The sequence below is a fragment of the Diaphorobacter oryzae DSM 22780 genome, assembly GCF_059568935.1.
On the sequence record NZ_JCANUL010000014.1, the window covers coordinates 1 to 21,184 of the forward strand.

19 protein-coding genes are annotated in these 21,184 nt (G+C 62.4%); 11 read left to right on the forward strand and 8 right to left on the reverse strand.

Going from position 1 to position 21,184, the window contains the following annotated elements; translation table 11 throughout:
• From BP68_RS17070 to BP68_RS17080, 3 genes are all read left to right on the forward strand, one after another.
• Positions 1-268, forward strand: a 268-nt coding sequence (locus tag BP68_RS17070; RefSeq protein WP_496373969.1) for a transposase domain-containing protein, incomplete at its 5' end; no start/stop codon positions are given.
• Positions 269-613: 345 nt separating this feature from the next.
• Entirely contained in the window at positions 614-2,509 is a 1,896-nt protein-coding gene (locus BP68_RS17075) for a TnsB C-terminal domain-containing protein (protein WP_496373971.1), read from the forward strand.
• A 154-nt stretch (positions 2,510-2,663) separates the two neighbouring features.
• The gene (locus tag BP68_RS17080) at positions 2,664-3,779 is read left to right on the forward strand and encodes an AAA family ATPase (RefSeq protein WP_496373973.1); all 1,116 of its coding nucleotides are present in this window, start codon (positions 2,664-2,666) and stop codon (positions 3,777-3,779) included.
• Between the two features lie 33 nt (positions 3,780-3,812).
• Here BP68_RS17080 and BP68_RS17085 read toward each other — a convergent pair whose 3' ends face one another.
• From BP68_RS17085 to BP68_RS17095, 3 genes are all read right to left on the reverse strand, one after another.
• Complete coding sequence (locus BP68_RS17085; protein WP_496373975.1) at positions 3,813-5,165, reverse strand: TniQ family protein; 1,353 nt, start codon at positions 5,163-5,165, stop codon at positions 3,813-3,815.
• A complete protein-coding gene (locus BP68_RS17090; protein ID WP_496373977.1) occupies positions 5,162-5,524 on the reverse strand; it encodes a helix-turn-helix domain-containing protein in 363 nt (120 codons plus the stop codon). The genes BP68_RS17085 and BP68_RS17090 overlap by 4 nt, the downstream gene beginning before the upstream one ends.
• A 65-nt stretch (positions 5,525-5,589) precedes the next feature.
• Complete coding sequence (locus BP68_RS17095; RefSeq protein ID WP_496373979.1) at positions 5,590-7,332, reverse strand: TnsD family Tn7-like transposition protein; 1,743 nt, start codon at positions 7,330-7,332, stop codon at positions 5,590-5,592.
• 407 nt (positions 7,333-7,739) lie between these two features.
• Here BP68_RS17095 and BP68_RS17100 point away from each other — a divergent pair, with 407 nt between their 5' ends.
• From BP68_RS17100 to BP68_RS17110, 3 genes are read left to right on the forward strand one after another with little or no spacing between them, the layout of a single operon-like run.
• Positions 7,740-9,017, forward strand: coding sequence for a dsDNA nuclease domain-containing protein (locus BP68_RS17100; RefSeq protein WP_496373981.1), 1,278 nt, complete (start codon positions 7,740-7,742; stop codon positions 9,015-9,017).
• Complete coding sequence (locus tag BP68_RS17105) at positions 9,014-9,337, forward strand: hypothetical protein (RefSeq protein ID WP_496373984.1); 324 nt, start codon at positions 9,014-9,016, stop codon at positions 9,335-9,337. The genes BP68_RS17100 and BP68_RS17105 overlap by 4 nt, the downstream gene beginning before the upstream one ends.
• A complete protein-coding gene (locus BP68_RS17110) occupies positions 9,307-11,265 on the forward strand; it encodes a P-loop NTPase family protein (protein WP_496373986.1) in 1,959 nt (652 codons plus the stop codon). The genes BP68_RS17105 and BP68_RS17110 overlap by 31 nt, the downstream gene beginning before the upstream one ends.
• 486 nt (positions 11,266-11,751) lie before the next feature.
• Here the strand turns inward: BP68_RS17110 and glmS are convergent, their stop codons facing one another.
• Positions 11,752-13,662 carry a glutamine--fructose-6-phosphate transaminase (isomerizing) gene (gene glmS / locus BP68_RS17115; protein ID WP_496373988.1) on the reverse strand — a complete coding sequence of 637 codons (1,911 nt, stop codon included), beginning with the start codon at positions 13,660-13,662 and terminating at the stop codon, positions 11,752-11,754.
• A gap of 136 nt (positions 13,663-13,798) precedes the next feature.
• Here glmS and BP68_RS17120 point away from each other — a divergent pair, with 136 nt between their 5' ends.
• The 3 genes from BP68_RS17120 (at position 13,799) to BP68_RS17130 (ending at position 15,753) form a co-directional block, all read left to right on the forward strand.
• Positions 13,799-14,290, forward strand: coding sequence for an Lrp/AsnC family transcriptional regulator (locus BP68_RS17120; protein ID WP_496373990.1), 492 nt, complete (start codon positions 13,799-13,801; stop codon positions 14,288-14,290).
• Positions 14,291-14,416: 126 nt separating this feature from the next.
• Positions 14,417-15,409: a DnaJ C-terminal domain-containing protein gene (locus BP68_RS17125; RefSeq protein ID WP_496373992.1), complete on the forward strand. Its 993-nt coding sequence runs from the start codon at positions 14,417-14,419 to the stop codon at positions 15,407-15,409.
• 2 nt (positions 15,410-15,411) lie between these two features.
• Entirely contained in the window at positions 15,412-15,753 is a 342-nt protein-coding gene (locus tag BP68_RS17130) for a chaperone modulator CbpM (protein ID WP_496373994.1), read from the forward strand.
• Between the two features lie 33 nt (positions 15,754-15,786).
• On the opposite strand, the gene BP68_RS17135 is transcribed toward BP68_RS17130, so the two are convergent.
• The 3 genes from BP68_RS17135 to BP68_RS17145 all read right to left on the reverse strand — a co-directional run bounded on the left by BP68_RS17135 (position 15,787) and on the right by BP68_RS17145 (position 18,597).
• On the reverse strand, positions 15,787-16,563 hold the full coding sequence (locus BP68_RS17135; protein WP_496373996.1) for a sensor histidine kinase: 777 nt from the start codon (positions 16,561-16,563) through the stop codon (positions 15,787-15,789).
• Positions 16,564-16,567: 4 nt separating this feature from the next.
• Complete coding sequence (gene glmU / locus BP68_RS17140; protein WP_496373998.1) at positions 16,568-17,995, reverse strand: bifunctional UDP-N-acetylglucosamine diphosphorylase/glucosamine-1-phosphate N-acetyltransferase GlmU; 1,428 nt, start codon at positions 17,993-17,995, stop codon at positions 16,568-16,570.
• Positions 17,996-18,234: 239 nt separating this feature from the next.
• Positions 18,235-18,597, reverse strand: a complete 363-nt coding sequence (locus BP68_RS17145) for a DUF2917 domain-containing protein (RefSeq protein ID WP_496374000.1) — start codon at positions 18,595-18,597, stop codon at positions 18,235-18,237.
• Between the two features lie 228 nt (positions 18,598-18,825).
• Between BP68_RS17145 and BP68_RS17150 the strand changes: the two genes are divergently transcribed.
• Both BP68_RS17150 and BP68_RS17155 read left to right on the forward strand, forming a co-directional pair.
• Entirely contained in the window at positions 18,826-19,821 is a 996-nt protein-coding gene (locus BP68_RS17150) for a LysR substrate-binding domain-containing protein (protein ID WP_496374002.1), read from the forward strand.
• Between the two features lie 229 nt (positions 19,822-20,050).
• Positions 20,051-20,479 carry a bacteriohemerythrin gene (locus BP68_RS17155; RefSeq protein ID WP_496374004.1) on the forward strand — a complete coding sequence of 143 codons (429 nt, stop codon included), beginning with the start codon at positions 20,051-20,053 and terminating at the stop codon, positions 20,477-20,479.
• A 34-nt stretch (positions 20,480-20,513) separates the two neighbouring features.
• Here the strand turns inward: BP68_RS17155 and BP68_RS17160 are convergent, their stop codons facing one another.
• Complete coding sequence (locus BP68_RS17160) at positions 20,514-21,176, reverse strand: c-type cytochrome (RefSeq protein ID WP_496374006.1); 663 nt, start codon at positions 21,174-21,176, stop codon at positions 20,514-20,516.
• Between the last annotated feature and the right edge of the window lie 8 nt (positions 21,177-21,184).

Below are 21,184 nucleotides of genomic sequence, written 5' to 3' on the forward strand. Positions count from 1 at the left end.
CGTCGATGACGGGCAGCTGCCGATTGACAACAACTGGATCGAGAACCAGATCCGGCCCATCGCTCTCGGAAGATCGAACTGGCTGTTTGCCGGGAGCCTGCGCGCTGGTCAGCGGGCGGCAGCCGTCATGAGCCTGATCCAGTCAGCGCGCATGAACGGGCACGATCCCTACGCCTACCTCAAGGACGTCCTCACACGGCTGCCCACGCACAAGGCCAGTCAGATCGAGGAACTGCTACCGCATCGCTGGAAGCCCGACGCCATCTGATCTTCAGCCACGGCCGCCGACAGCGGTCAACATGGGTTCGCCGCGCGCATACGAATCGTAATTGATGCCCCCGAGATCAATGTCGTCTACTGCTCACAGTTCGCCCCTTCGCACCTTCCTGAAAACAAAAGAGGCGGGCGCACGCGGCTAGAGAAAACCAAGCGGTCGAAAAGGATTGTCAAAACGCCGTTGGTGGGTCAGCTATTGAGCGTGCCTCGGCAGGCCCTCCTTGAGCTCCACGAAGCCCACGAGTTGATGCCTGTAGCCCTGGAGCTCGCATCGACCTACTACCTACCTCTTACAGATCCCAATACAGCTGAAAGATTCGAGCAACGATGCAATGTAATGAGCGAGTTTCTCGACCAGGAAAAGCTCAAGGAGGAACTGCTAGTGCATGGCAATCTAGGCCGTATGGTTCGAAACGCGATGATCAAGCACAAGGCTAGTCGAGGCCTTGTCTACAACCTTTGGTCATTGCTATGCAGGTTTGGTTTGACCTCTACAAGTCTGCGACCGCGATGGGATCTTTGCGGCGCGAAAGGCAAGCCGCGCGACCTTGGCGAGGATGGGCGCCAGAACAAGGTCGGACGTAAGACGCTGAAGCAAAGGATTAACAAACAAGCATACGGCTCTTGGGGTGAACCTATTCAGCCCGGAATGAATGCAGACTGGCGCGCCAAGATCATCGTGGCCGACAAGCGCATACCAGCTCCTAAGCCATCGATGCGCAGGCGTTATGGAGAGATTATCGCAAGCGGGTTTGTTAAAGCAATGCGCTACGACGATGCTGGGAAAATCGCGGAAGTGGAACTCAAGCACGGTGAGTACCCAAACTACCAGCAGGTCAAACGGATTCTCACTGTCGAGACCAGCGCGCTAGAAAAAATTCTTCAAAAGACAAGCAAAGGCCACTTTAAGCGCTCTCTGCGCGGCATGGTCAGTTGCAGTTGGCAGGGTTCCCCTGGGCCCGGCCTTTTGTACGCCATCGACAGCACAATCGGTGACATCTATCTGAGATCGGCGGTAAACCCTGAGTGGATCATTGGGCGACCGATTGTCTACATCATTGTCGATGTTTGGTCCACGGCAATCGTCGGTTTCTATGTATGCCTGACTGGACCCAGCTGGGACACGGCACAGGTGAGCCTTTTCAACACAACGGCATCGCCAGCGTTGTTAAGCAACCTCTGGGGCTACGAGATGCGCCAGTCATTATTTCCATCCCCCACGCTTCCGGCGCGTCTTCTGTGTGATCGCGGCGAATACCTCTCCAAACGTGCCAAGGCGACGGGTATGAAACTAATTGGAGATATGCAGTACACGCCGCCATTCCGCCCCGACCTGAAGGGCATCGTGGAGGTCCTCCATCGCATTGTGAAGAACACTCAGTACAACTTCCTACCTGGGGCAATGGACGCTCGACGTGTGGAATACGACCTTCGGCGCTCCAACCCAGCCGCCGCGACTATGAATGTCCGCCAGTACACCCAGTACCTGCACGAATCGTTCTTTGTCTACAACCTCAGCGCGAATCGCTCACATCGACTTGACGCTCATATGGCCGCCGCAGGAGTGTTCCCCAGCCCGGCAGGACTCTGGAGTTGGGGCCACGCCATGGGCCTAGGTTACTTGCGTGCAGCCGCGCCCGCAGAGCTGGTGACCCAACTACTGCCAGCTCGCGAAGCTCGTGTCACCTCGCGCGGTATTCGGTTCCGCGGAAACTATTACGAATCTCCATTTTTGGAGACGGAACATTGGTCCACCATCGCTAGATCCTCTGGTGGGTGGGAAATTCCAGCCCATTACTACCCAGGATCAGTGTCGACCATTTGGATACCTAATGTTTCCGGCGATGGCCTTATCGACCTGAAGATAGCCGACCATGCAAATGCTTCGCCCGAAATCAACTACGACGATATGGCTGACGCAATTGCCTTTCAACAGATCAAGGCCGCCGACATTGAGCACGAACGAGTGTCTGCCGCGGTACTTGGTTTGAAGCGCATGGATGCCATCCGCCAGCAATCGATTGAACAGACCCGGATAGCTCTTGATCGGGCCAGAGGCCGAGCACCGACGATCACGGAGGCCCGTGCCATGGAAAATGAAATCGCTGCCCAGATGTTGCACTGTGAATACCGTGGCACACGAAAAGACCGCGCAGCGGTCAGCGAAAACCATCTCAGCATGATGGAAGACATCTTTGCGGCAAAGGATAGGGAGGTGGCAAATGACCTCTAAACCTGCCCCCCCACACGACCCGTACGCTGACAACATCTTGGTCCAAGGGCTTGGTCCAATCCTCTCGCGGCAGGAAGCTGCGAGTTCACTAGTAGTGCTTCCAAAGCGACCTCCTAAGGATATTGGAAGCATTCCGCGTCACCTACGACTGCACATGTTGATGGATGTACGCAACTTACACATTCCGAGCATTGAAGGGCTTCAACTGTTCGAATCCATCGACATGATGATCAGGCAGAACTACCACCATTTGCACCCCTCATCTGCGAGCACCTGGAGCAAGATCAGCGGTGAACCTGTTCAATTCCAGCTACCGTTGAATGCCCCGGCCTTCGGAGCTGCGGTGGAGGGAGTATCAGGTTCGGGAAAGACACAAGCGATCAGAAGGTGCCTAGGTAGGTATCCCCAGCAAGTCATCAAGCATCCGTCATTTTTTCGGATGACTAACGGCTTGCAACAGGTAGTTTGGCTTTCACTGGATGTCCCTGCCAGTGGCAAAGCAACAGATCTCGCAGCCGCACTGATGACTGCATGGAAAAAGGTCACCGGTAGCACCCGGTTCGACAAGACACTGTCGGGAGAGTGGCGCAATGGGATGCAGATGCTCGAGGAATGGCGACAAGTGGCATCGACCCATTTTCTGGGCTTGCTGCATCTCGATGAGATCCAGAATTTCTTCAAGCTCTCAACACTGGATCGACGTAGACGGCGCAAGGTCGGGGAGGAACCTCCAGAGCTCAGCATTGTGGAAGATCAGTGCATCAAATGGATCCTCACATTGATGAACACGTGGCAAATACCCTTGCTGGTATCGGGCACACCCGATGGGATCAGTGCGTTGACCAAGCGATTGAGCAACGCCGAACGCATTGTCACCTCGGGGTATCACCCGTTCAAACACTTTACCGATGTTGAAGACCCGGTTTTTCGACAGCAATTCCTGCCGAGGCTGGGTGTGTACCAGTATGTCGCGCGACCAATACCGATTTCGGATGAACTGGCTGTGGTCATCATGGAAAAAACGGCGGGTGTCCAACGGTTGATCATCGCTTTATGGGTGGCCGCCCATCGAGTGGCATTTGAGCGCAAAGAAGACGATTTGCGGCTCAACGATTTCCGCGTCGCAGCGGATACCTATCTCGCTCCTGTGGGACCGGCGGTCGACGCACTGCGCAGCCAAGATCCCAAGCGGATGGGACGGTACGAAGACCTGATTACCCGGGACCACAGCTTCTGGGGTCAGTTCTGGGGTCCAGTCACAAGCAACTGAGAGTCAACAGAGTTAGCTGCAAGGTGGGCCCGTTCACTGAACAGGTTCCACTTTCGCCGCCAATTGCACTGACAAAACCTGCTTTGCTCTTCGAGCACGGGGCCGTACGCTGTTTTTGGGATTCATCCTCTTTAAGCATTTAGGCAAATTGGGGCCGCACATCCGAATCAATCCCTCGAACTTTCGCTCAGACAGCCCAGCAACTTCTGCACTCGCAGAAAAAGAAAGCCGCCGAAGGTAGAAGGCTCTCAAGCCGACAACACGACCGATCGCCTCAGGATCATCCGCATCGGAAAGAGTTGGAAGGCCCAAGCCGAGAAGCGCCTTTCTCACCGTGTGCGCGGGAAACTCCAGTTTCTTCATCACTTCGCTATGCACGCCGAGAGCCTCGACGTAGAGGTCAATCAAGGTATTGTCGTCAGGTAAGTTGTGTACTCGTCGAGAACGGCGTACTGCTCGCTTCTCAGCATCACTGCAGGCGTTCAATAGCGCGTTAATCGCTTCGTCGGCACTCCCGAACAGCACAGTCAATACCAACAGATATGCCGTCACGGAAGACGCCGAAGTTCTTAAGTACATCACCCCGTCGATCTGGTGTAGGAAGGTGCCTGGCTCCTTTTCCAGAATTCCATGGAATACCGCATCGAGCCAATGATGAGGAAACAAATCACATAGTCGATCGCTGATCAAATCGCCCTTACTCTGCCCAGGATTGGTCTTAAACCCGAGCGACCGGCCAAGGTCATTCAACATGGGGACAACTAACGCGACACTGAAGGGCTTTGGTTGATCGTAAAAAGTGGCCGCCAGATCGAGGAACCTTTGCACATATCCGTTCTGTAATGCCTCCTCTGCCCACACGTATGGGATTGATTCACCGCTTCCGACGAACTGAGTTGGCGAGTGCAGAAGTGGATCCCCAGTGGAAACGAAAGACAACGGTATCCTGTGCTTCGGACACCATAGCTGCCCTGGGATTTGGTGATCCCGGCGCCAATAGCTAACCCCATGAAAATGGATGTCAGCAGTCACACAGTCTTTGCAGAAGTACGCTGCGTGGTACGTCTTCTGCATCGCTGTGTAGTTGAGTGCCGTGCCCTCCCCCTCACTTCCATGGGCAACCTCAGGGTGATACGAGGTGATCCCTCGTCGTAACGGCAAAGTGGTGTGCCGCTGTGCAAATTGAACTTCGGACATTCCTGCCATCCCACTCAGTAATGCATGGACGGTCAGTTCACGTCTGCTCGATCCTGCATGTCCAAAGTGCTCTGCCATGGCGTCCGTCATTTCCTTTAGATGCTGGTAGCCATTGACTCTCATGATCCGGCCTAGATATCCGCGATCCAACTCTTCCGGCAATGGCGCAGGCTGCACGAGCATTGTCATGAACGCTCTCCTCGAGATGGGGAACCAGGTATCGAATGTTTTAGGACAGCAAGTGAACGGATGACAGCCGCCAAGGCTTTGGCATCTGACGCAGAACCATCCCAAGTCGCTTGAAGTGCCTCAATCAAGTCGTGGTTGCTGCGTACAGCATCGGCGCTGACCCCACCCTCGAAGCGCTCAACGAAAAGGCATACTTCCTCAAACAAGCGGGAAGCCCTGCTGCCCTCCCCCTTGAGGATGCGGCTGACTTGAGATTGACTGGCTCCCACATGGGCGGCGATATCGGCCTGGGCAATTCCATGCGCTGAGCAGATACGGCGCGCGTTGGCTGCGCGCGCCTTCATCTCGAATTCCATCATGCATTAAGAATAACCTATTGCATATATGCATATCAACATCGAAATGCGGTCGACCTCGACAGGCGTCAGCTAAAAAGGTCCCGAGACGGCAAATGCGCAGTCAGAGCCGTCTGGATGGCCTCAAATGTGCGAGGCAACCGATGCAGAGAAGCCTGCTTTGCCCGGAGGTCTGGTATTTGCTGGCACAACTGCCAGAAATGGATGCGCCGCACGCCCCGCTCCTCCATGAGACGCAACGCTGCTTCACGCACCAAGCCGCGTAGTTGCTCGTCTCTGGCCTCCCAATCAACCGCAGGGGGCCTTGAACGCTGCGATTCAGGCAGCGGATCCGGCTTGTGAGCATCTAGCCAGGCACGGTCGTTTCGATAGAGCCAGGTGTAGGTGCGCGGGTCCAGTTGGCGCATCCATTTGATCCCGAGACTTCCCGAGGACTGCAACATTTGAAGCCACCGCGCTCGCGAACGGGCTCTCGCTTTTGCGCTTCGTGCCTCAGACCAGTCTGCATGCAGCTTTGTGTCGCTGAGCAGTAAGCGGGTGATAGTTCCGACGGAGACTTCGGCTCGAGATGCCACTTGTTCTTTGTCAATCCCTCTGCGCAGGTCCCGGATTGCTTTGGCACGCACATCTGGAGACAGCTTCTGTGGACGACGTGATATCGCTATTCCAGCCTTTGCCGCCCACACGAGCGCTGTTTGCGGATCGACGCCAACCAAACCCGCCGCCTTGCGCACAGATTGCCCCTCCTCCTGAATGAGTCTACATAGACGGGCAACTCGCGGGTCAACAACGGGCAATGCGGCCGGAGCATCGTCCTTGGTGTGCGGGTGGTTGTGGGCGCCCTCAGAATGTATTGCGAAATCAAATCGTTGGGCGTCGCCAAACAGCCAATGGATGAGCAGCAGGTGCCTGAGTGGATGGGAGCCCGAGCGAGGCGGCCTCAGCAATCGGCCCAGTTGCGTTGCTATCCCCTCCTTGTCTTCGGCCAGCGCAGCGAACTCCGTAATACGCCTGAGCGGTTCGCAGTAGTCGAGAAAGGCCGTTGCAATCTGTCCAGTACGTAAGCTGGCAACACCAGCAATCCAACCGCGGGCACGCAGCTCCTGACGGTAGACCCCGTGCAGTTTTCTCAACAGCAGCGGTTGACGCTCCGCTGACTGCACAAGATGCTCAATAAGTTCGGCAAGGCTCAGTAAGACGGAGCACAAAGCTGTCTCGTCGGGCTCCACGCTAGCGGGACTCAAATCGCTCAAGCGAGGCAAAAGCCATTGGAAGCGCTCAACTCCATTGGCTTTGAGGGCAGATTGCAGCAGTGGTCGTTTGTGTGTTGTACACATCCACACACCCGGGAACTGGTGCCTCAAATGCCAATAAGCCCATCCAGCCTCCCGGAGGTCCTGCTCCATGCATTGCGGGCAGGCTTTGAGGGGATGATTGGCGCGAAAGCGGCTTGTCAGGATGCCAAGGCGCAGCTTCAGATGGGCCACACTGGCACTGGTCATACATGCGACTGCGTTTTCTGCCTCGCTCGGCGGAGCAAAGGCTGCGTAGAACTTGAGCAGCGTCCGCTCTCTCGCTATGTAGTCGACTTCGCCAAGCAACGCGTTCGTGCGCCGAGCGAAGGCACCAAGACTGTTGGGTAAATCATGGTGGGTCCCGGCACGTGCGCTGCCGAAGATCAGTTGGCACGTTTGGGCAGATGTGACGTGCCCCCAAAGCTGGTGAAGACGGCTAACGAGACTGAAAAACGTCTCATCACGCAGCCAGGACAGCAGCTGGTACTCCGGGAAAAGCCTGTCCGGTTCTGGCATCGCGGGAGGCTATGCCGAGCCAGGCGGCAACGCAAGGTGCTTCCCTCCCGAGCAGACACTGCTAGCGGTCGTCGCTATCGATTGACGCCGGTGGCGGCAATGCAGCGTGAGCGGTCTGTTGCCTGACGGCTGATTCAATGCATCAGCGCGACAAATCTGAGAGCCCCGTCAGCGGTCGTTCGCGTCGGCCAGCAATCGACCCACAGGAGTCAGTCCAGGCTCGAAACAAGCAGCACAAGACCAGACGATCAACACGAGGTCATGCAGTCGACAGGTCCCGCCGCATAGTTGTCGGCGCACGGCACCGCAAGCGGACCAGGTCTGACTTCCGTAGCCGCGTATACGTTTGCAGGTAGCTACTTCGCACCACCTACAGACTGCGTTACCAATTGTTGTAAGCTTTATCCATGAAAAACGCGAGCTCAGGCGGGGAACCGAGCCTTCACGACGTCCTCACCTTGTTCAAAGACAGGAGCGGAGACGAGACTGGAGGACAGCATGCTGTCCGTGGGTTCAGCTTTCAGGTGTGGCAAGCCGTGCTTGAGACACTGAAGGCACATGCGACCGGCGAGGACTACGCCGTAGTACTTGAATGGCAGGAGGACATCGCCGTTCTCAATTCGTCCAAGCAGCCCACGCGCGTCACGTTTATCCAGCTCAAGAAAAACGAGTCGACGCACCACTGGACCTTGACTGGACTGCTGGCTCCACCACCGGCACCTCCGGCAAAAGTAGTGCAGGCCACCATAGACGAGACAGACGCTCCGGCCGCACCAAAGCGCCGGCCAGCCGTTCGTCCGCGTAAGTCGGGACAGTCCACGCTGGCCAAGCTGTACTTCCACCGCCAGCGCTTTTCCGCGCTCACGCCGCCTCCGGAACTCGTCTTCGCTTCGAACGCACCGTTCTACGTTGGAGTCGGGGACGATGACCAAAACGAAACGATGACCGCAGTTGAGCTATGCGACTTGCCGGCCGCATCGGTCGCCAAGGTCCAGGAAGCTTTTCGCAAGCAGCTCGAAGTTCCCGAGAACGAAGCGATTACCCTTGATGGATTCCGCTTGACAGTGACCAACTGCCCCACTGAGGAGGCCCACAAGTTTGCCATTGGCGAGTTGGTGGAGCTGTGTCAGCTCAAGAAAATTGAGCCGCAGGTCAATGCCCCGTTCATTGCCATCTGTCTCGTGGCGTCGTACGTGCAGCAGCGAGCCGGCAAACGAGCCTACGCCAAGGACTTCCCCGGCTTGCTTGAGCGCGCAGTTACGAGAGCTGATGTGACGCAGTACTTCGCTGCGGCCAACGACACCCACGTCCGAACGCAAGACCTGGTCGCGCAGGTCATCGCGCGGCTGAACGCCGAGGCAGCTGATTACGAGATAGTCCAGGAGATGGAGGCTGCGGTGAACACCGCTTGCGCGGAAGTCACCAATCGCGCCAGCGTGGTTTGGCTCACTGCCCGAGCACTGGTCGACCTATACGTCAAGAACAACCAATACAAGGCGAACGGAAACCTCAAGGCTCGACTGCCGGCGTGGCTGGCGGACCTCCGCGCGATGAAGGTTCGGGACTCACACCTGTATTCCGATGGCTTCCTCTACTGCCTGATGGCGATGACTCTCAAAAATGCACAACCACTCCGACACCTTTCAACTGCTGCGCCTGGTTCGCAACTTGAGGCAGCATCATGAGCCCCATCGTGGTATTCAACGAGCTTTGGCTGCTGTCCGAAAGAGACGCGAGCGCGAGGCAGCTGAAGTTTCACCCTCGACGCAACCTGCTGGCGGGAAGTAACGGCACAGGCAAGTCGCGTGTACTGAAGCACCTGGTCTGGGCGCTCGGCTGCGACCCGGCAAGACGTGCCGCGGGCGAGTTTGACTCAAACGTGGTTGCCGCCCTTGAGCTGGCCTCATCGTCTTTGACGAATGCCATCTACTGCATGCCATCGACGCGGAGCGTGGGAAACGTGCCGTCGATTCCATGCTCTGCGTGCTCAATGCTGTCGAGCTAGCTCCGAAGGCCGACATGCTGATGCTGTCGGCCATGATGAGCAATGCAACTCAAATTGCTGGATGGCTCCAGAGCGTCATGAATCGGCAGTGTCTTGCACTCTCCATGAGTTGGAAGCCGACTCGACAGGTGCGCGGCTGCCTGGTTTATCCGCGCTCCGAGGTTGATGCAATGACGACCCTCGCGACGTCATTGAAGGCCTCTGCAACGACCAAGGCGCCTCCTGAAAAAGCAAAGCGACAGATGCTGGCTCGGCCACAAGGTTTCTTCGGTCTGAAGCAGACTTGGGAAACGACGAACCGCGTCGACTACGCACTGCTTCCCTTGCTTGACCGGCCTGTTCAATTGGCGCTCAGCAAGTACTGGAAACTGACGCCCAACGCGAACAACGTTGCGTCGGCCATTGGGTCTGCCGCCGTCGACCACAGTTCCACTAGGGTGCTCAAGACACTCATCTTCTGCCAGACGACAGTTAACGCTAACAGCACTGCCGAGTACACCAGGGAGCGACTGGGCAAGAACGCAATCCAGTTGAGCACTGAGGAGAATCAACTCTTCGACCTTGCCTTGCAAGAAGTTGGAGGCGCAGACAGCCTATACGTTGAAGTATCCTCCAAGAAGGAAGTGACTTCATCGGCGCTACCACATCACGCCCGGCTTCTACCTGCGGAGCGGCATCTGCACGAGTCGCTGTATCGTCGCAAAGACGGCATCCATGTTTTGGCCGCGACGTCGACGCTCGCGCAGGGAATGAATCTGCCTAGTCAGATAGTTCTGATTGCAGGCGACAGCCGCTTCGATGCGGCAAACAACCAACTCGAACGTCTGCAGGCCCACGAGCTACTGAACGCAGCGGGTAGAGCAGGACGAGCTGGCGAGAGCTCGTATGGGTTCGTTCTTGTCATCCCAAGCCAAGTGGTCTTCTTCGACGATTCGGTCGGCCTCATCCATGACCATTGGACGAGCCTTAAGGAAATTTTCTCTCAATCAGACCAATGCCTCGCAATTGAGGACCCGCTCGCGCCGATTCTCGACTCAATACACTCGCATGAGGAGGGGAACGTTGCAGCCGACTATCTGCTCCGGCGCCTTCCTGTCGGCGAATCGGATGAAGAGACGGAGACGAAGTCTCGCGCAATACTGGCTCGAACCTTCAACGCATACATCAAAGATCTCTCCGGTGACCAGAGTTGGCTGGAGTCTCGCGTAGCTGCGGCAATCGCGGCCAAGAAGAAGCTTGCAGACCCTGATGAAGATTCCGAGTGGTCGAATGTGCTCGCAGCGAAATTCGGCATTCAGGCTTCCACGCTTCGCTCGTTAGAAGTACACCTCCAGACACCGCCGAGTGACACTTCAGTAAACGGTTGGACTCGATGGCTCTTCGATTGGCTGAAGTCGGAACCGAGGGCCTTCATTGAGATGACTCGTCAGGAGGGGCTTGAAACCTTGTTCGGCAGCAAATTTACTGCGCTGACGACGCCCGAGGAGCGAGGGGCATTTGCCATTCCGAGACTTCTACCGCTACTCGAAGCTTGGATGGCCGGGAAGCCGTTCACGGCCATGGAGAAGGTTTTTAACCCTTCCCTAACGAAGCTCAATAAGTGTGAGAACAGCCGGGACTTCGTCCTGCGAGTTCTCCCAGACATCGCGTACATCGCATCACTTCCCGAATTAGTCCGCCGTGCGAGCGAGGCCGTCGACGAATCTTGGCTGACCCTTGAACGTCTAAGTGGATGTGTTCGAGACGGACTGGACACGCTCGAGAAGCTAGCGCTCTACCAAGTCATCGGCCGGTCTGGTGCTCGCATCGCATCACACGAAACTTGGGATGCCTGCGAGTTCTGGACGGCAGCGGCACAGCCGAATGAGGACTGGAAGACATTGCGAAACCGCGTCAAGGAAGGCTGGACATATTGGAGCGCGCCATAAGCCCTGGGTAGCGGGAAGGGCTAATTCTCCAGTTGCGGTTAGGCGCGCAGGTAGGTTCTGTGGTTACTGGTCGTGCAAGTCTGGGGTTCTGCTGGCGGCTTAGCAAGACGCGCGACGACATTGCCCTTGGACTCGCCGTCCAGGACTAACAGTCCGCGAAGCTGTCGTTGGTGAACTTCAGTAATCAGCCTCTTGCGGTCATGGGAGCGTTTAGGGGCTGCTAGACCGCAAGAACTTCTAGAAAAACCAAAGAAAAAGAGCGCTCAAACTGAGCGCTCTTTTTTATATAGCAACAAGCCCAAACAGGGCTGCGGTTTGCTTCGTATTTCTAGGTCGTCTTTACCCGTCAAGTTCGAGTTTACGACTTTGCCGTTACAAATGGCCACCCCGCAAACCCGCATGAATGCATGAGGCTTGTTTACGACTTTATTTGCGTGTTTACGACTTTAATTACCCAGAATATCAATCTTCATGACCGACAGGAAACTACTCCACCGTCACGCTCTTGGCCAGATTGCGCGGTTTGTCCACGTCCGTGCCGCGTGCACAGGCCGTGTGGTAGGCCAGCAGTTGCAGCGGCACGACGTGCAGCAGCGGTGACAGTGCGCCGTAATGCTCGGGCATGCGGATGACGTGGATGCCCTCGCTGCTGTCGATATGCGTGTCGGCATCGGCCAGTACGTAGAGCACGCCGCCGCGTGCGCGCACTTCCTGCATGTTGCTCTTGAGCTTTTCCAGCAGCGTGTCGTTGGGGGCCACGGTGACCACGGGCATGCTGCTGGTCACCAAGGCCAGGGGGCCGTGCTTGAGTTCGCCGGCCGGATAGGCCTCGGCGTGGATGTAGCTGATTTCCTTGAGCTTGAGCGCACCCTCCAGCGCAATCGGGTAGTGCAAGCCGCGGCCGAGAAAGAGTGCGTTCTCCTTCTTGGCAAAATCTTCGGCCCAGCTGATGAGTTGCGGCTCCAGCGCCAGCACCGCCTGCAGGGCCGCGGGCAGATGGCGCATGGCCTTGAGGTAGCGCGCCTCGTCCTCCTCGCTCAGCCGGCCCTTGGCCTGGGCCAGCGCCAGGGTGAGCAGGAACAGCCCCGCCAGCTGCGTGGTGAACGCCTTGGTGGAGGCCACCCCGATCTCCACCCCCGCGCGGGTGATGTAGGCCAGTTGGCATTCCCGCACCATGGCGCTGGTGGCCACATTGCAGATGGTGAGGGTGTGCTTCATCCCCAGGCTCTGCGCGTGGCGCAGGGCGGCCAGCGTGTCCGCCGTTTCGCCGGACTGGCTGATGGTCACCACCAGCGTGCGCGGGTTGGGCACGCTGGTGCGGTAGCGGTATTCGCTGGCCACCTCCACCTGCGTGGGGATGCCGGCAATGCCCTCCAGCCAGTACTTGGCCGTGCAGCCGCTGTAGTAACTGGTGCCGCAGGCCAGGATGAGCACCGTGTCGATCTCCTTGAACACGCGCCAGGCGGCGGTGCCCGGCTGGCCGTGCTGGCCCACGCCGTCGAACAGCTCCGGCGCGATGCACCGCAGGCCCTGCAGCGTGTCGGCGATGGCGCGCGGCTGCTCGAAGATTTCCTTTTGCATGTAATGGCGGTACGGGCCCAGTTCCGCCGCGCCGCTGTGGGCGTGCACGGTGCGCACGGGGCGGCTCTCGGCGTCAAGCGGCTGGCCATCGGCCCCGGCGATCCAGTAGCGGCCCAGTTGCAGGTCCACCAGGTCGCCCTCCTCCAGGTACACGATCTGGTCGGTGACGCCCGCCAGGGCCATGGCATCGCTGGCCAGGAAGTTCTCGCCCTCCCCCACGCCCAACACCAGCGGCGAACCCGCGCGCGCGCCCACCACGCGGTGCGGCTCGTCCTTGTGGATCACGGCGATGGCGAAAGCGCCATGCAGCCTGGCCGCGGCGGCGCGCACGGCCTGGAACAGGTCGCCGTCGTACAGGCTGTCCACCAGGTGCGCGATGACCTCGGTGTCCGTCTGGCTGCAAAACACATAGCCGCGCGCCTGCAGGGCGGCGCGCAGTTCCTCATGGTTCTCGATGATGCCGTTGTGCACCAGGGCCACGCGGCCGGCGCGCGCCGCATCCGCCGGGGCCTCGCCGGTGCCATGGCTGAAGTGCGGATGGGCGTTGTGCACCGCCGGCGCGCCGTGCGTGGCCCAGCGCGTGTGGGCGATCCCGGTGGCGCCCTGCAGATGCTCGTGGGCCACCTGCTCCAGCAGCTCGGCCACCCGCGCCGTGCTGCGCGCGCGCCGCAGGCCGCCCGTGGGCGGCTGGCCCAGGCTGGCCTCATGCACGGCCACGCCGCAGGAGTCATAGCCGCGGTATTCCAGCCGCTGCAGCCCCTGCACCAGGATGGGAACGATGTTGCGCGTGGATACCGCGCCGACGATGCCGCACATAGAAATACCTCCTGCCAACGAATGGGCATGATGCTATGCAGCCATCAGAGAAATTTCCAATCTTTTTTATAGAATGAATGTTTGAATATTTCACAAACTCCAATCGACGGAATATTTATTCACATTCAGTTCAATAATGGAATCTGATTTCTCCATCGACAGCATAGACCTCCAGTTGCTGGACCTGCTGCAGCGCGATGCCTCGCTGAGCAACCAGGCCCTGGCCGAGCGGGTGCATGTCTCGCCGCCCACCTGCCTGCGCCGGGTGCGGCGGCTGCAGGCGTCTGGGCTGATTGAGCGCCAGGTGGCGCTGCTGCAGCCGGACAAGCTGGCCGCGCTGCAAGGCCACGGGCTGTCGGCCATCGTGGAGGTGTCGCTGGACCGCCAGGGCGCGGAACACCTGGCCGCCTTCGAGGCCCGCGCCGTGGCCGACGACGGCGTGCAGCAATGCTGGCGCGTGTCGCCGGGGCCGGACTTCATGCTCGTGGTGCACACGCGCGACATGCCGGGCTACCTGGCGCTGTCGCAGCGCCTGTTCACGCAGGATGCCAACGTGCGCAACGTCAAGGCCTTCTTCGCCACCCACCGCGCAAAATTCGAGACAAAACTACCGATAGCGCTTGACTGATAAGCGCAATTAGCTATTAAAACAATAGCAAACTACTACCACCTCTTGACCTGCGGCGCCATCGCCTCCACCCTCTGCCATTGATGCCGCGGCCCTGCCAGGCCCGGCGCCAAGCACGGAGGACGCATGGAGTTCAAGGACTACTACCAGATCCTGGGCGTTGAGCGCGACGCCACGGCCGCCGACATCAAGAAGGCCTACCGCAAGCTCGCGCGCAAATACCACCCGGACGTGAGCAAGGAGGCCGACGCCGCCGCGCGCATGGCCGATGTGAACGAGGCCAACGCCGTGCTCTCGGACCCCGAGAAGCGCGCCGCCTACGACGCCCTGGGCCGGGAGGCCCCGCACCGCGCGGGCCAGGACTTCCGCCCGCCGCCCAACTGGGACGCCGGCTTCGAGTTCACTGGCGCCCCGGGCGCCGAAGGCATGGACGGCGCCGAGTTCAGCGACTTCTTCGAGCAACTCTTCGGCCGCGCCGCCCACGCCCAGCGCACCCAGCGCCGAGGCGCCCCACCCCGTGGCGGCCCGCCGCCGCAGCAGCGCGGCAGCGACCACCACGCCAGCATCGAACTCGACCTGCGCGACGCCTACCACGGCGCCGAACGCACGCTGACCCTGCACGGCGCGCGGCTGGACGAGGCCGGCCGCCTGGTCAACGCCGAGCGCCAGCTGCAGGTGACGATACCCAAGGGCGTGCGCGAGGGGCAGCTCATCCGTCTGGGCGGCCAGGGCGGCCCAGGCCTGGGCGGCGCGCCCGCCGGCGACCTGTTCCTGGAGGTGCGCTTCAAGACCGACGCACGCTGGCGCACCGAGGACCGCGACGTCTACCAACCCGTCACCCTGGCGCCGTGGGAGGCCGAGCTGGGCGGCGCCGTCCAGGTGCAGACGCCCGGCGGCGCCACGGTGGAGGTGACCGTGCCGCCCCACTGGAAGCCCGGCCGCAAGCTGCGCCTGAAGGAGCGCGGCATTCCCGCCGCCACGCCCGGCGACCTGTACCTGGAGCTGCACGTGGCCCTGCCCCCGGCCACCACGGCCGCGCAGCAGCAGGCCTACCGTGCCTTCGCCCAGGCCTTTGCGCAATTCCAGCCCCGCGGCGCCCACACCACCCAAGGAGCCTGAGCATGGCCACGCACACCACCCTCCACAGCGCCCTGGCCGAACTGCTGGACGATCAGCCCCGCCTGACGCTGGAAGACCTGGCGCGCTCCTGCTGCATGGCCCCCACCTGGGTGGCCGAGCGGCTGGAGGCCGGCCTGCTGCAGGGCGAGCAGACGGGCGGGCGCTGGCAGTTCAGCGGCAGCATGGTGGTGCGTGCACGGCGGCTGGCGCGGCTCGAATCGACCTTCGACGCCGACCCCGAGCTGGCCGCGCTCACCGCGGACCTGATTGAGGAAGTGACAGCGCTGCGCCAGCGCCTGCACCAGCTGGAAACGCGGCTGGGCCTGCCGGCATCCAGGCCGTGACAGCGCGCCGGCCGCCTTCGCGGGCTATGCCGGCTATGCTGCGGGCGCCTCGCCGCCGGGCCAGTCCAGGTCGATGGTGCAGCCCGCGCCCGGCGCCGCCGTGGCGCTGATCGTGGCGCCGTGGCGCCGCGCGATCGTCTGGCACAGCGCCAGGCCGGCGCCCACGCCCTCGAAGTCCGCCTCGCGGTGCATGCGCTGGAACACGCCGAACAGGTGCTGCGCGCGCGTGCCGTCAAAGCCCACGCCGTTGTCCTGCACCGTGATGTGCACGCGGCCCGGCAACGCGGCCGCGGCCCGCACGCCGATGCGCGGCTGCGCCACGCCGCGCGTGAACTTCAACGCGTTGCCCAGCAGTTGCTCCAGCAACTGCCCCAGCAGTTCGCCGTCGGCCTGCACGGCCGGCAGGGCGGGGGCGATGTCCCACTGCACGCCGTCGCCGGCGCCGCCCAGCGCGGCGCGCGCCTGCCCCACCGCGGCCGCCAGGTCCTGCGGCTGCAGGCGCAGCGGCGAGCGGCCGGCGCGCGCCACGGCCTGCAGGCCGTCGATCATCCAAGCCATGCGGCGCGCGGAATGCTCCATGGTGGACAGGAAGTCCAGCGCCTCGCCCAGCTGGGGCGGCTGCTCCTGCAGCACCTCGCGCACCAGCGCGCCGTAAGAGGTCACATGGCGCAGCGGCGCGCGCAGGTCGTGCACGACGCCGCGCAAAAAGGCCTCCTGCGCGGCGGCCATGTCGCCAAGCTGCTGGCGCGCCTCGGCCAGTTCGGCCTGCAGGCGGGCCAGGGCCTCGTCCGGCGGCGTGCGCTCGCCCATGGCCTCAGCCCTTGGCCGGCTTGGCCGGGCGCTTCCAGCCGGCAATGCTCACCTGCCGGCCGCGCGCCACGCTCAGGGCGCCCGGCGGCGTGTCCTTGGTGATGGTGGAGCCACCGCCCACCGTGCCGCCCGCGCCGATGGTGACGGGCGCCACCAGCACGCAGTTGCTGCCCACATGCACGTCGGCCTCGATCACCGTGCGGTGCTTGTGCGCGCCGTCGTAGTTGGCGGTGATGCTGCCCGCGCCGTAGTTCACGCGTTCGCCCACCGTGGCATCGCCCAGGTAGGCCAGGTGGTTGGCCTTGGCGCCGTCCGCCAGGCGGGAGTTCTTGATCTCCACGAAGTTGCCGATGTGCACCTCGCGCCCCAGCTGGGCGCCCGGGCGCAGGCGCGCGAACGGGCCGACCTGCGCGCCCTCGCCCACGCGGGCGCCGGTCTTCTCGCCGTCGATGTGGGTGAAGGGCAGGATCACCGCGCCCGCGTCGATGGCCGCGTTGCTGATGTGGCAGTAGGCGCCGATCTGCGCGCCTTCGCCGATGTCCACGCGGCCGCTGAAGATGCAGCCCACGTCGATCTCCACGTCCGTGCCGCAGGTCAGCTGGGCCCGGCCGCCGCGCGCATCGTCGCGCAGGTCGAAGCGCGCCGGGTCGGCCAGGCGCACGCCCTGCTCCATGAGGGCCGCGGCCTGGCGCTGCTGGTGCGCGCGCTCCAGCTCGGCCAGCTGGGCCGGGCTGTTCACGCCGGCCACCTGCAGCGCATCCGCGATGCGGTGCGCCGCCACGGGCACGCCGTCCGCCACGGCCAGGGCGACGATGTCGGTCAGGTAATACTCGCCCTGGGCGTTGTGGTTGGTGAGGCGCGCCAGCCAGCCGGCCAGCAGGCGCGCGGGCACGGCCATGATGCCGCTGTAGACCTCGTCGATCGCGCGCTCGGCCTCGCTCGCGTCCTTGTGCTCCACGATGCGCTGCACCATGCCGCCTTCGCCGCGCACGATGCGCCCGTAGCCGGTGGGGTCGGGCAGGCCCACGGTGAGCAGCGCCAGCCGTCCGCCCTCCGACGCCGCGACCAGCGTGCGCAGCGTGTCCGCCTGGGTGAGCGGCACGTCGCCCGACAGCACGACCACCGTGCCGTCCCCCGCCAGCGCGGGCACGGCCTGCTGCACGGCGTGGCCGGTGCCCAACTGCGGCTCCTGGCGCACGCATTTCAGATCAAAACCGCCTTCAGCGCCCGCGCCACCTGCGCAAGCCGCTTCCACTTCTGTAGCGCCATGCCCGGTCACCACCACCACACGGCGGGCCTGCAGGCCGGCCGCCTGGTCCAGCACATGGTGCAGCAGCGGCCGCCCGGCCAGGCGTTGCAAAACCTTGGGGATGCGGCTCTTCATGCGCGTGCCCTTGCCCGCGGCCATGATGATGATGTCCAGTGCTGTCATGGGATGGTGATGAGTGGCTGAATGACAGGCCCCGGCGGGGCCGGCACCTGTGGTGCACCCGCCATTATCCGGCGGGCCCACCCACCCCGCGTCAACAAAGGTTGCGCCGCCCCGGGCGCGGCGGCATGCGCATGCCCAAGGCGACGCACTCATAAAAGAATAGCTGCCAACGCCCTGTACACGGGCGCTGGCAGCTATTTTTGATTCAAATGCCCCGCGAAGCTGCGGGGCGGCGGGCCTCAGGCGCAGCAGGCGTCGCGCTGCAGGGCGGCGGGCCGCTGGCCGGCGGCTGGCGCGGCGCCCGCGCTGCGCCACTGGAACTGCAGCGGCTGGTGGCCCAGCGGCTCGACCACGGCATGCTGGCCGGCGCCGACGCGCACGCTCTGGCCGGCCTGCAGCATGGTGTCGCCCGACTCCTCGCGCCAGCCGTGGGGGCCGTCGCCCAGCGTCACCCAGGCCTGGCCGCTGACCACGCGCAGCTGCATGGCCGCGGTGGGGCGCAGGCTGCGGGCCGAGCCGGCGGCGAGTGTGCAGAGGTCCTGGCCGGCAACGCCGGCGGGAGCGCTCGAAGGTTGCGAATGCAGAACTTGCGATGTGGTCACGATGATCTCCTGGTAAACCCTTGGAAAGTGGCTCCAGTCTGCGCCCAGCCCCTGCCACAGTCCAATGAAAACGGGCGCCATGAAAGATTCCAGAATCGCATCAATTGCGGCATCATTCCGGGGCGCCCTGCCGCCGCCGCACCGCGCCCAGCGCACCACCCCGCGAGGGGGTGCCGGGATCGATGCGGCAAGGCCCGTGCTTTGATTACCTCTCGTCATCAATTCGCCATGAACCAGCCCGCCCCGCCCGTCGCCCATCTGCGCACCCGCCCCGTGGCCGTGGGCCATTGGCGCGCCTTTCTGGCCGTGGCCCGGCATCTGAACTTCCGCGCCGCCGCCGAGGAACTGGCCCTGACCCAGTCCGCCGTGAGCCGCCAGATCCAGTCCCTGGAGGACGAGGTGGGCGTGCCCCTGTTCCTGCGCCACACGCGCGCCGTGGAGCTGACCAGCGCCGGCGGCCAGCTGCAGCGCGCCGTGGGGCCGGCGCTGGAGCGCATGGATGCCGCCGTGCGCCTGGTGCGCCAGACGGCGGGGCGCAAGAGCGTGGCCATCACCACCTGGGCCAGCTTTGCCTCGATGTGGCTGATCCCGCGCATGGAGGAGTTTCAGCGCGACAACCCGGACATCGACATCCGCATCGACGCCACCGACGCCATCGTCGACCTGGAAACCGCCGACGTGGACCTGGCCCTGCGCTCCAGCGTGCCCGGCAGCCAGCCGGCGAGCGCGCAGCGCCTGTTCGGCGAGCAGCTCGCGGTGGTGGCCAGCCCCTGGCTGATCAAGAGCATGCCGCCGATCCGCACGCCGGCCGATGTGGCGCAGTTCACCCTCATCGAGGCGGGCGACGCCCACCGCATGCCGTATTTCGAGTGGATCACCTGGCGGCGCTGGTTCGAGCTCAACGGCCAGAGCCGGCTGCAGCCCAAGCGCTGGCTGTACTTCAACTATGCCCAGCAGATCGTGCAGGCCGCGCTGGCCGGCCAGGGCCTGGCGCTGGCGCGCATGCCGCTGATCGCGGAAAGCCTGGCCTCGGGCGACCTGGTGGAGGTGTTGCCCGGCCACCGACTGGACTCGCCCTTGGTCTACTGGCTGGTCGTGGGCCCGCGCAGCGGCCAGCGCCCCGAGATCCAGGCCTTCTGCACCTGGCTGCTGCTGCAGGCCGAGGCCACGCGCCAGGCCATCGGCGAGGTGCCCGACCCCGACCTGGCCGACGACCTGTCCTGAGCCCGCTAAGCTATCAAATTTGATAGCACGTCACGCCCACCACCCGGGCGCTGTTGGCTTTTTGGCATCAAACCGACGCACAACGGCGTCTTTCGTCTGACAAAAATCAAGCTTCCTCCAGATCACTCGGGCCTCTCATGGTCAGCCCTCTTTTCTGTCGCAAGGGCGTCGGCATCCTTTGGCAGGCTTTGCCCCTGCGCCCCGCACAACAAACACAGAGAGAAACCGCATGCCCTTCATGCCCTGGACCCCGGAACTGGAGCTCGGCCTGCCCGAGATCGACGACCAGCACCGCCAGTTGGTCGCCATGACCAACGCCCTGCACGACGAGCTCAGCAGCGCCGCCCCGCGGCGCGACGCGGTGGGCCAGATCCTCGAAGGCCTGGTGGGCTACACGCACAACCATTTCATCGTTGAGGAGGTGCTGTTCCAGCAGCACGACTACCCGGAAACCCCGGCGCACAAGGCCGAGCATGACGGCTTCACCCGCAAGGCCATGGACCTGCTGATGCGCTTTGACGAGGGGCAGGAGGTGACACTGGAGGCGCTGGACTTCCTCAAGCGGTGGCTGGTGCACCACATCTGCAAGGTGGACCGCGCCTACCTGCCCTTTCTGCGCGAGGCGCTGCAAGCGCAGCGGGCGGCCAGCGCCCGCTGAGGCGGCTCGCCCGCCCCTGCAGCCAACCGCGCGATCAGCGAAAGCGCGGCTGCGGCACCACCTGCAGATCGCCGTCGAGCGCGCTCACGTAACCCGCCAGCGCCTTCAGCTCGGCGTTGGTGAACTGCTTGGCGATGCCGGCCATGACGCCATTGGAGCGGCCCACGTAGGCGCCCTTGTCCACCTTGTAGGACTTGAGGGCCACGAACAGGTAGTCGGCATGCTGGCCCGCGATCTTGGGATAGGACGGGTCGATGGGCTTGGCGAAGTTCTCGCCGTGGCAGGACACGCAGGCGCCCTTTTGCAGCAGCTGCGCCACCTGCGCGCTGGGCTCGCGGGTCGGCTTGGCGGGCAGCTCCACGCCCTGCATGCCGTGTTCGGCGTAGTAGGCGGCCACGTCGGCGATGTCCTGCTCGGACAGCGAATCGGCGATGCCGCGCATCGTGGGATGCCTGCGTTCGCCCTTCTTGTAGGCCTCCAGCGCGGCGGCAATGTACTTGGCGCCCTGCCCGGAGATCATGGGCACCTTGTGCACCTCCGGAAAGCTGGCCTGGTAGCCCGGAATGCCATGGCAGCCGATGCACATGGCAACCTTTTGCGCCCCGGCCTGGGGGTTGGCCTTGATCTCCTCGGCACGGAGAAAACCGGTCGCACAAGCGACAGACAAGCCGAATATCGTGGTCAGTGTCTTATTCATTTTTTGCG

Excerpts from the sequence above, each read along its gene's own strand:
- BP68_RS17075 (WP_496373971.1), top strand. The coding sequence starts at position 614 with ATGAGCGAGTTTCTCGACCAGGAAAAGCTCAAGGAGGAACTGCTAGTG.
- BP68_RS17080 (WP_496373973.1), top strand. The coding sequence starts at position 2,664 with ATGTTGATGGATGTACGCAACTTACACATTCCGAGCATTGAAGGGCTT.
- BP68_RS17085 (WP_496373975.1), bottom strand. The coding sequence starts at position 5,165 with ATGACAATGCTCGTGCAGCCTGCGCCATTGCCGGAAGAGTTGGATCGC.
- BP68_RS17090 (WP_496373977.1), bottom strand. The coding sequence starts at position 5,524 with ATGATGGAATTCGAGATGAAGGCGCGCGCAGCCAACGCGCGCCGTATC.
- BP68_RS17095 (WP_496373979.1), bottom strand. The coding sequence starts at position 7,332 with ATGCCAGAACCGGACAGGCTTTTCCCGGAGTACCAGCTGCTGTCCTGG.
- BP68_RS17100 (WP_496373981.1), top strand. The coding sequence starts at position 7,740 with ATGAAAAACGCGAGCTCAGGCGGGGAACCGAGCCTTCACGACGTCCTC.
- BP68_RS17105 (WP_496373984.1), top strand. The coding sequence starts at position 9,014 with ATGAGCCCCATCGTGGTATTCAACGAGCTTTGGCTGCTGTCCGAAAGA.
- BP68_RS17110 (WP_496373986.1), top strand. The coding sequence starts at position 9,307 with ATGCTCTGCGTGCTCAATGCTGTCGAGCTAGCTCCGAAGGCCGACATG.
- glmS (WP_496373988.1), bottom strand. The coding sequence starts at position 13,662 with ATGTGCGGCATCGTCGGCGCGGTATCCACGCGCAACATCGTTCCCATC.
- BP68_RS17120 (WP_496373990.1), top strand. The coding sequence starts at position 13,799 with ATGGAATCTGATTTCTCCATCGACAGCATAGACCTCCAGTTGCTGGAC.
- BP68_RS17125 (WP_496373992.1), top strand. The coding sequence starts at position 14,417 with ATGGAGTTCAAGGACTACTACCAGATCCTGGGCGTTGAGCGCGACGCC.
- BP68_RS17130 (WP_496373994.1), top strand. The coding sequence starts at position 15,412 with ATGGCCACGCACACCACCCTCCACAGCGCCCTGGCCGAACTGCTGGAC.
- BP68_RS17135 (WP_496373996.1), bottom strand. The coding sequence starts at position 16,563 with ATGGGCGAGCGCACGCCGCCGGACGAGGCCCTGGCCCGCCTGCAGGCC.
- glmU (WP_496373998.1), bottom strand. The coding sequence starts at position 17,995 with ATGACAGCACTGGACATCATCATCATGGCCGCGGGCAAGGGCACGCGC.
- BP68_RS17150 (WP_496374002.1), top strand. The coding sequence starts at position 18,826 with ATGAACCAGCCCGCCCCGCCCGTCGCCCATCTGCGCACCCGCCCCGTG.
- BP68_RS17155 (WP_496374004.1), top strand. The coding sequence starts at position 20,051 with ATGCCCTTCATGCCCTGGACCCCGGAACTGGAGCTCGGCCTGCCCGAG.
- BP68_RS17160 (WP_496374006.1), bottom strand. The coding sequence starts at position 21,176 with ATGAATAAGACACTGACCACGATATTCGGCTTGTCTGTCGCTTGTGCG.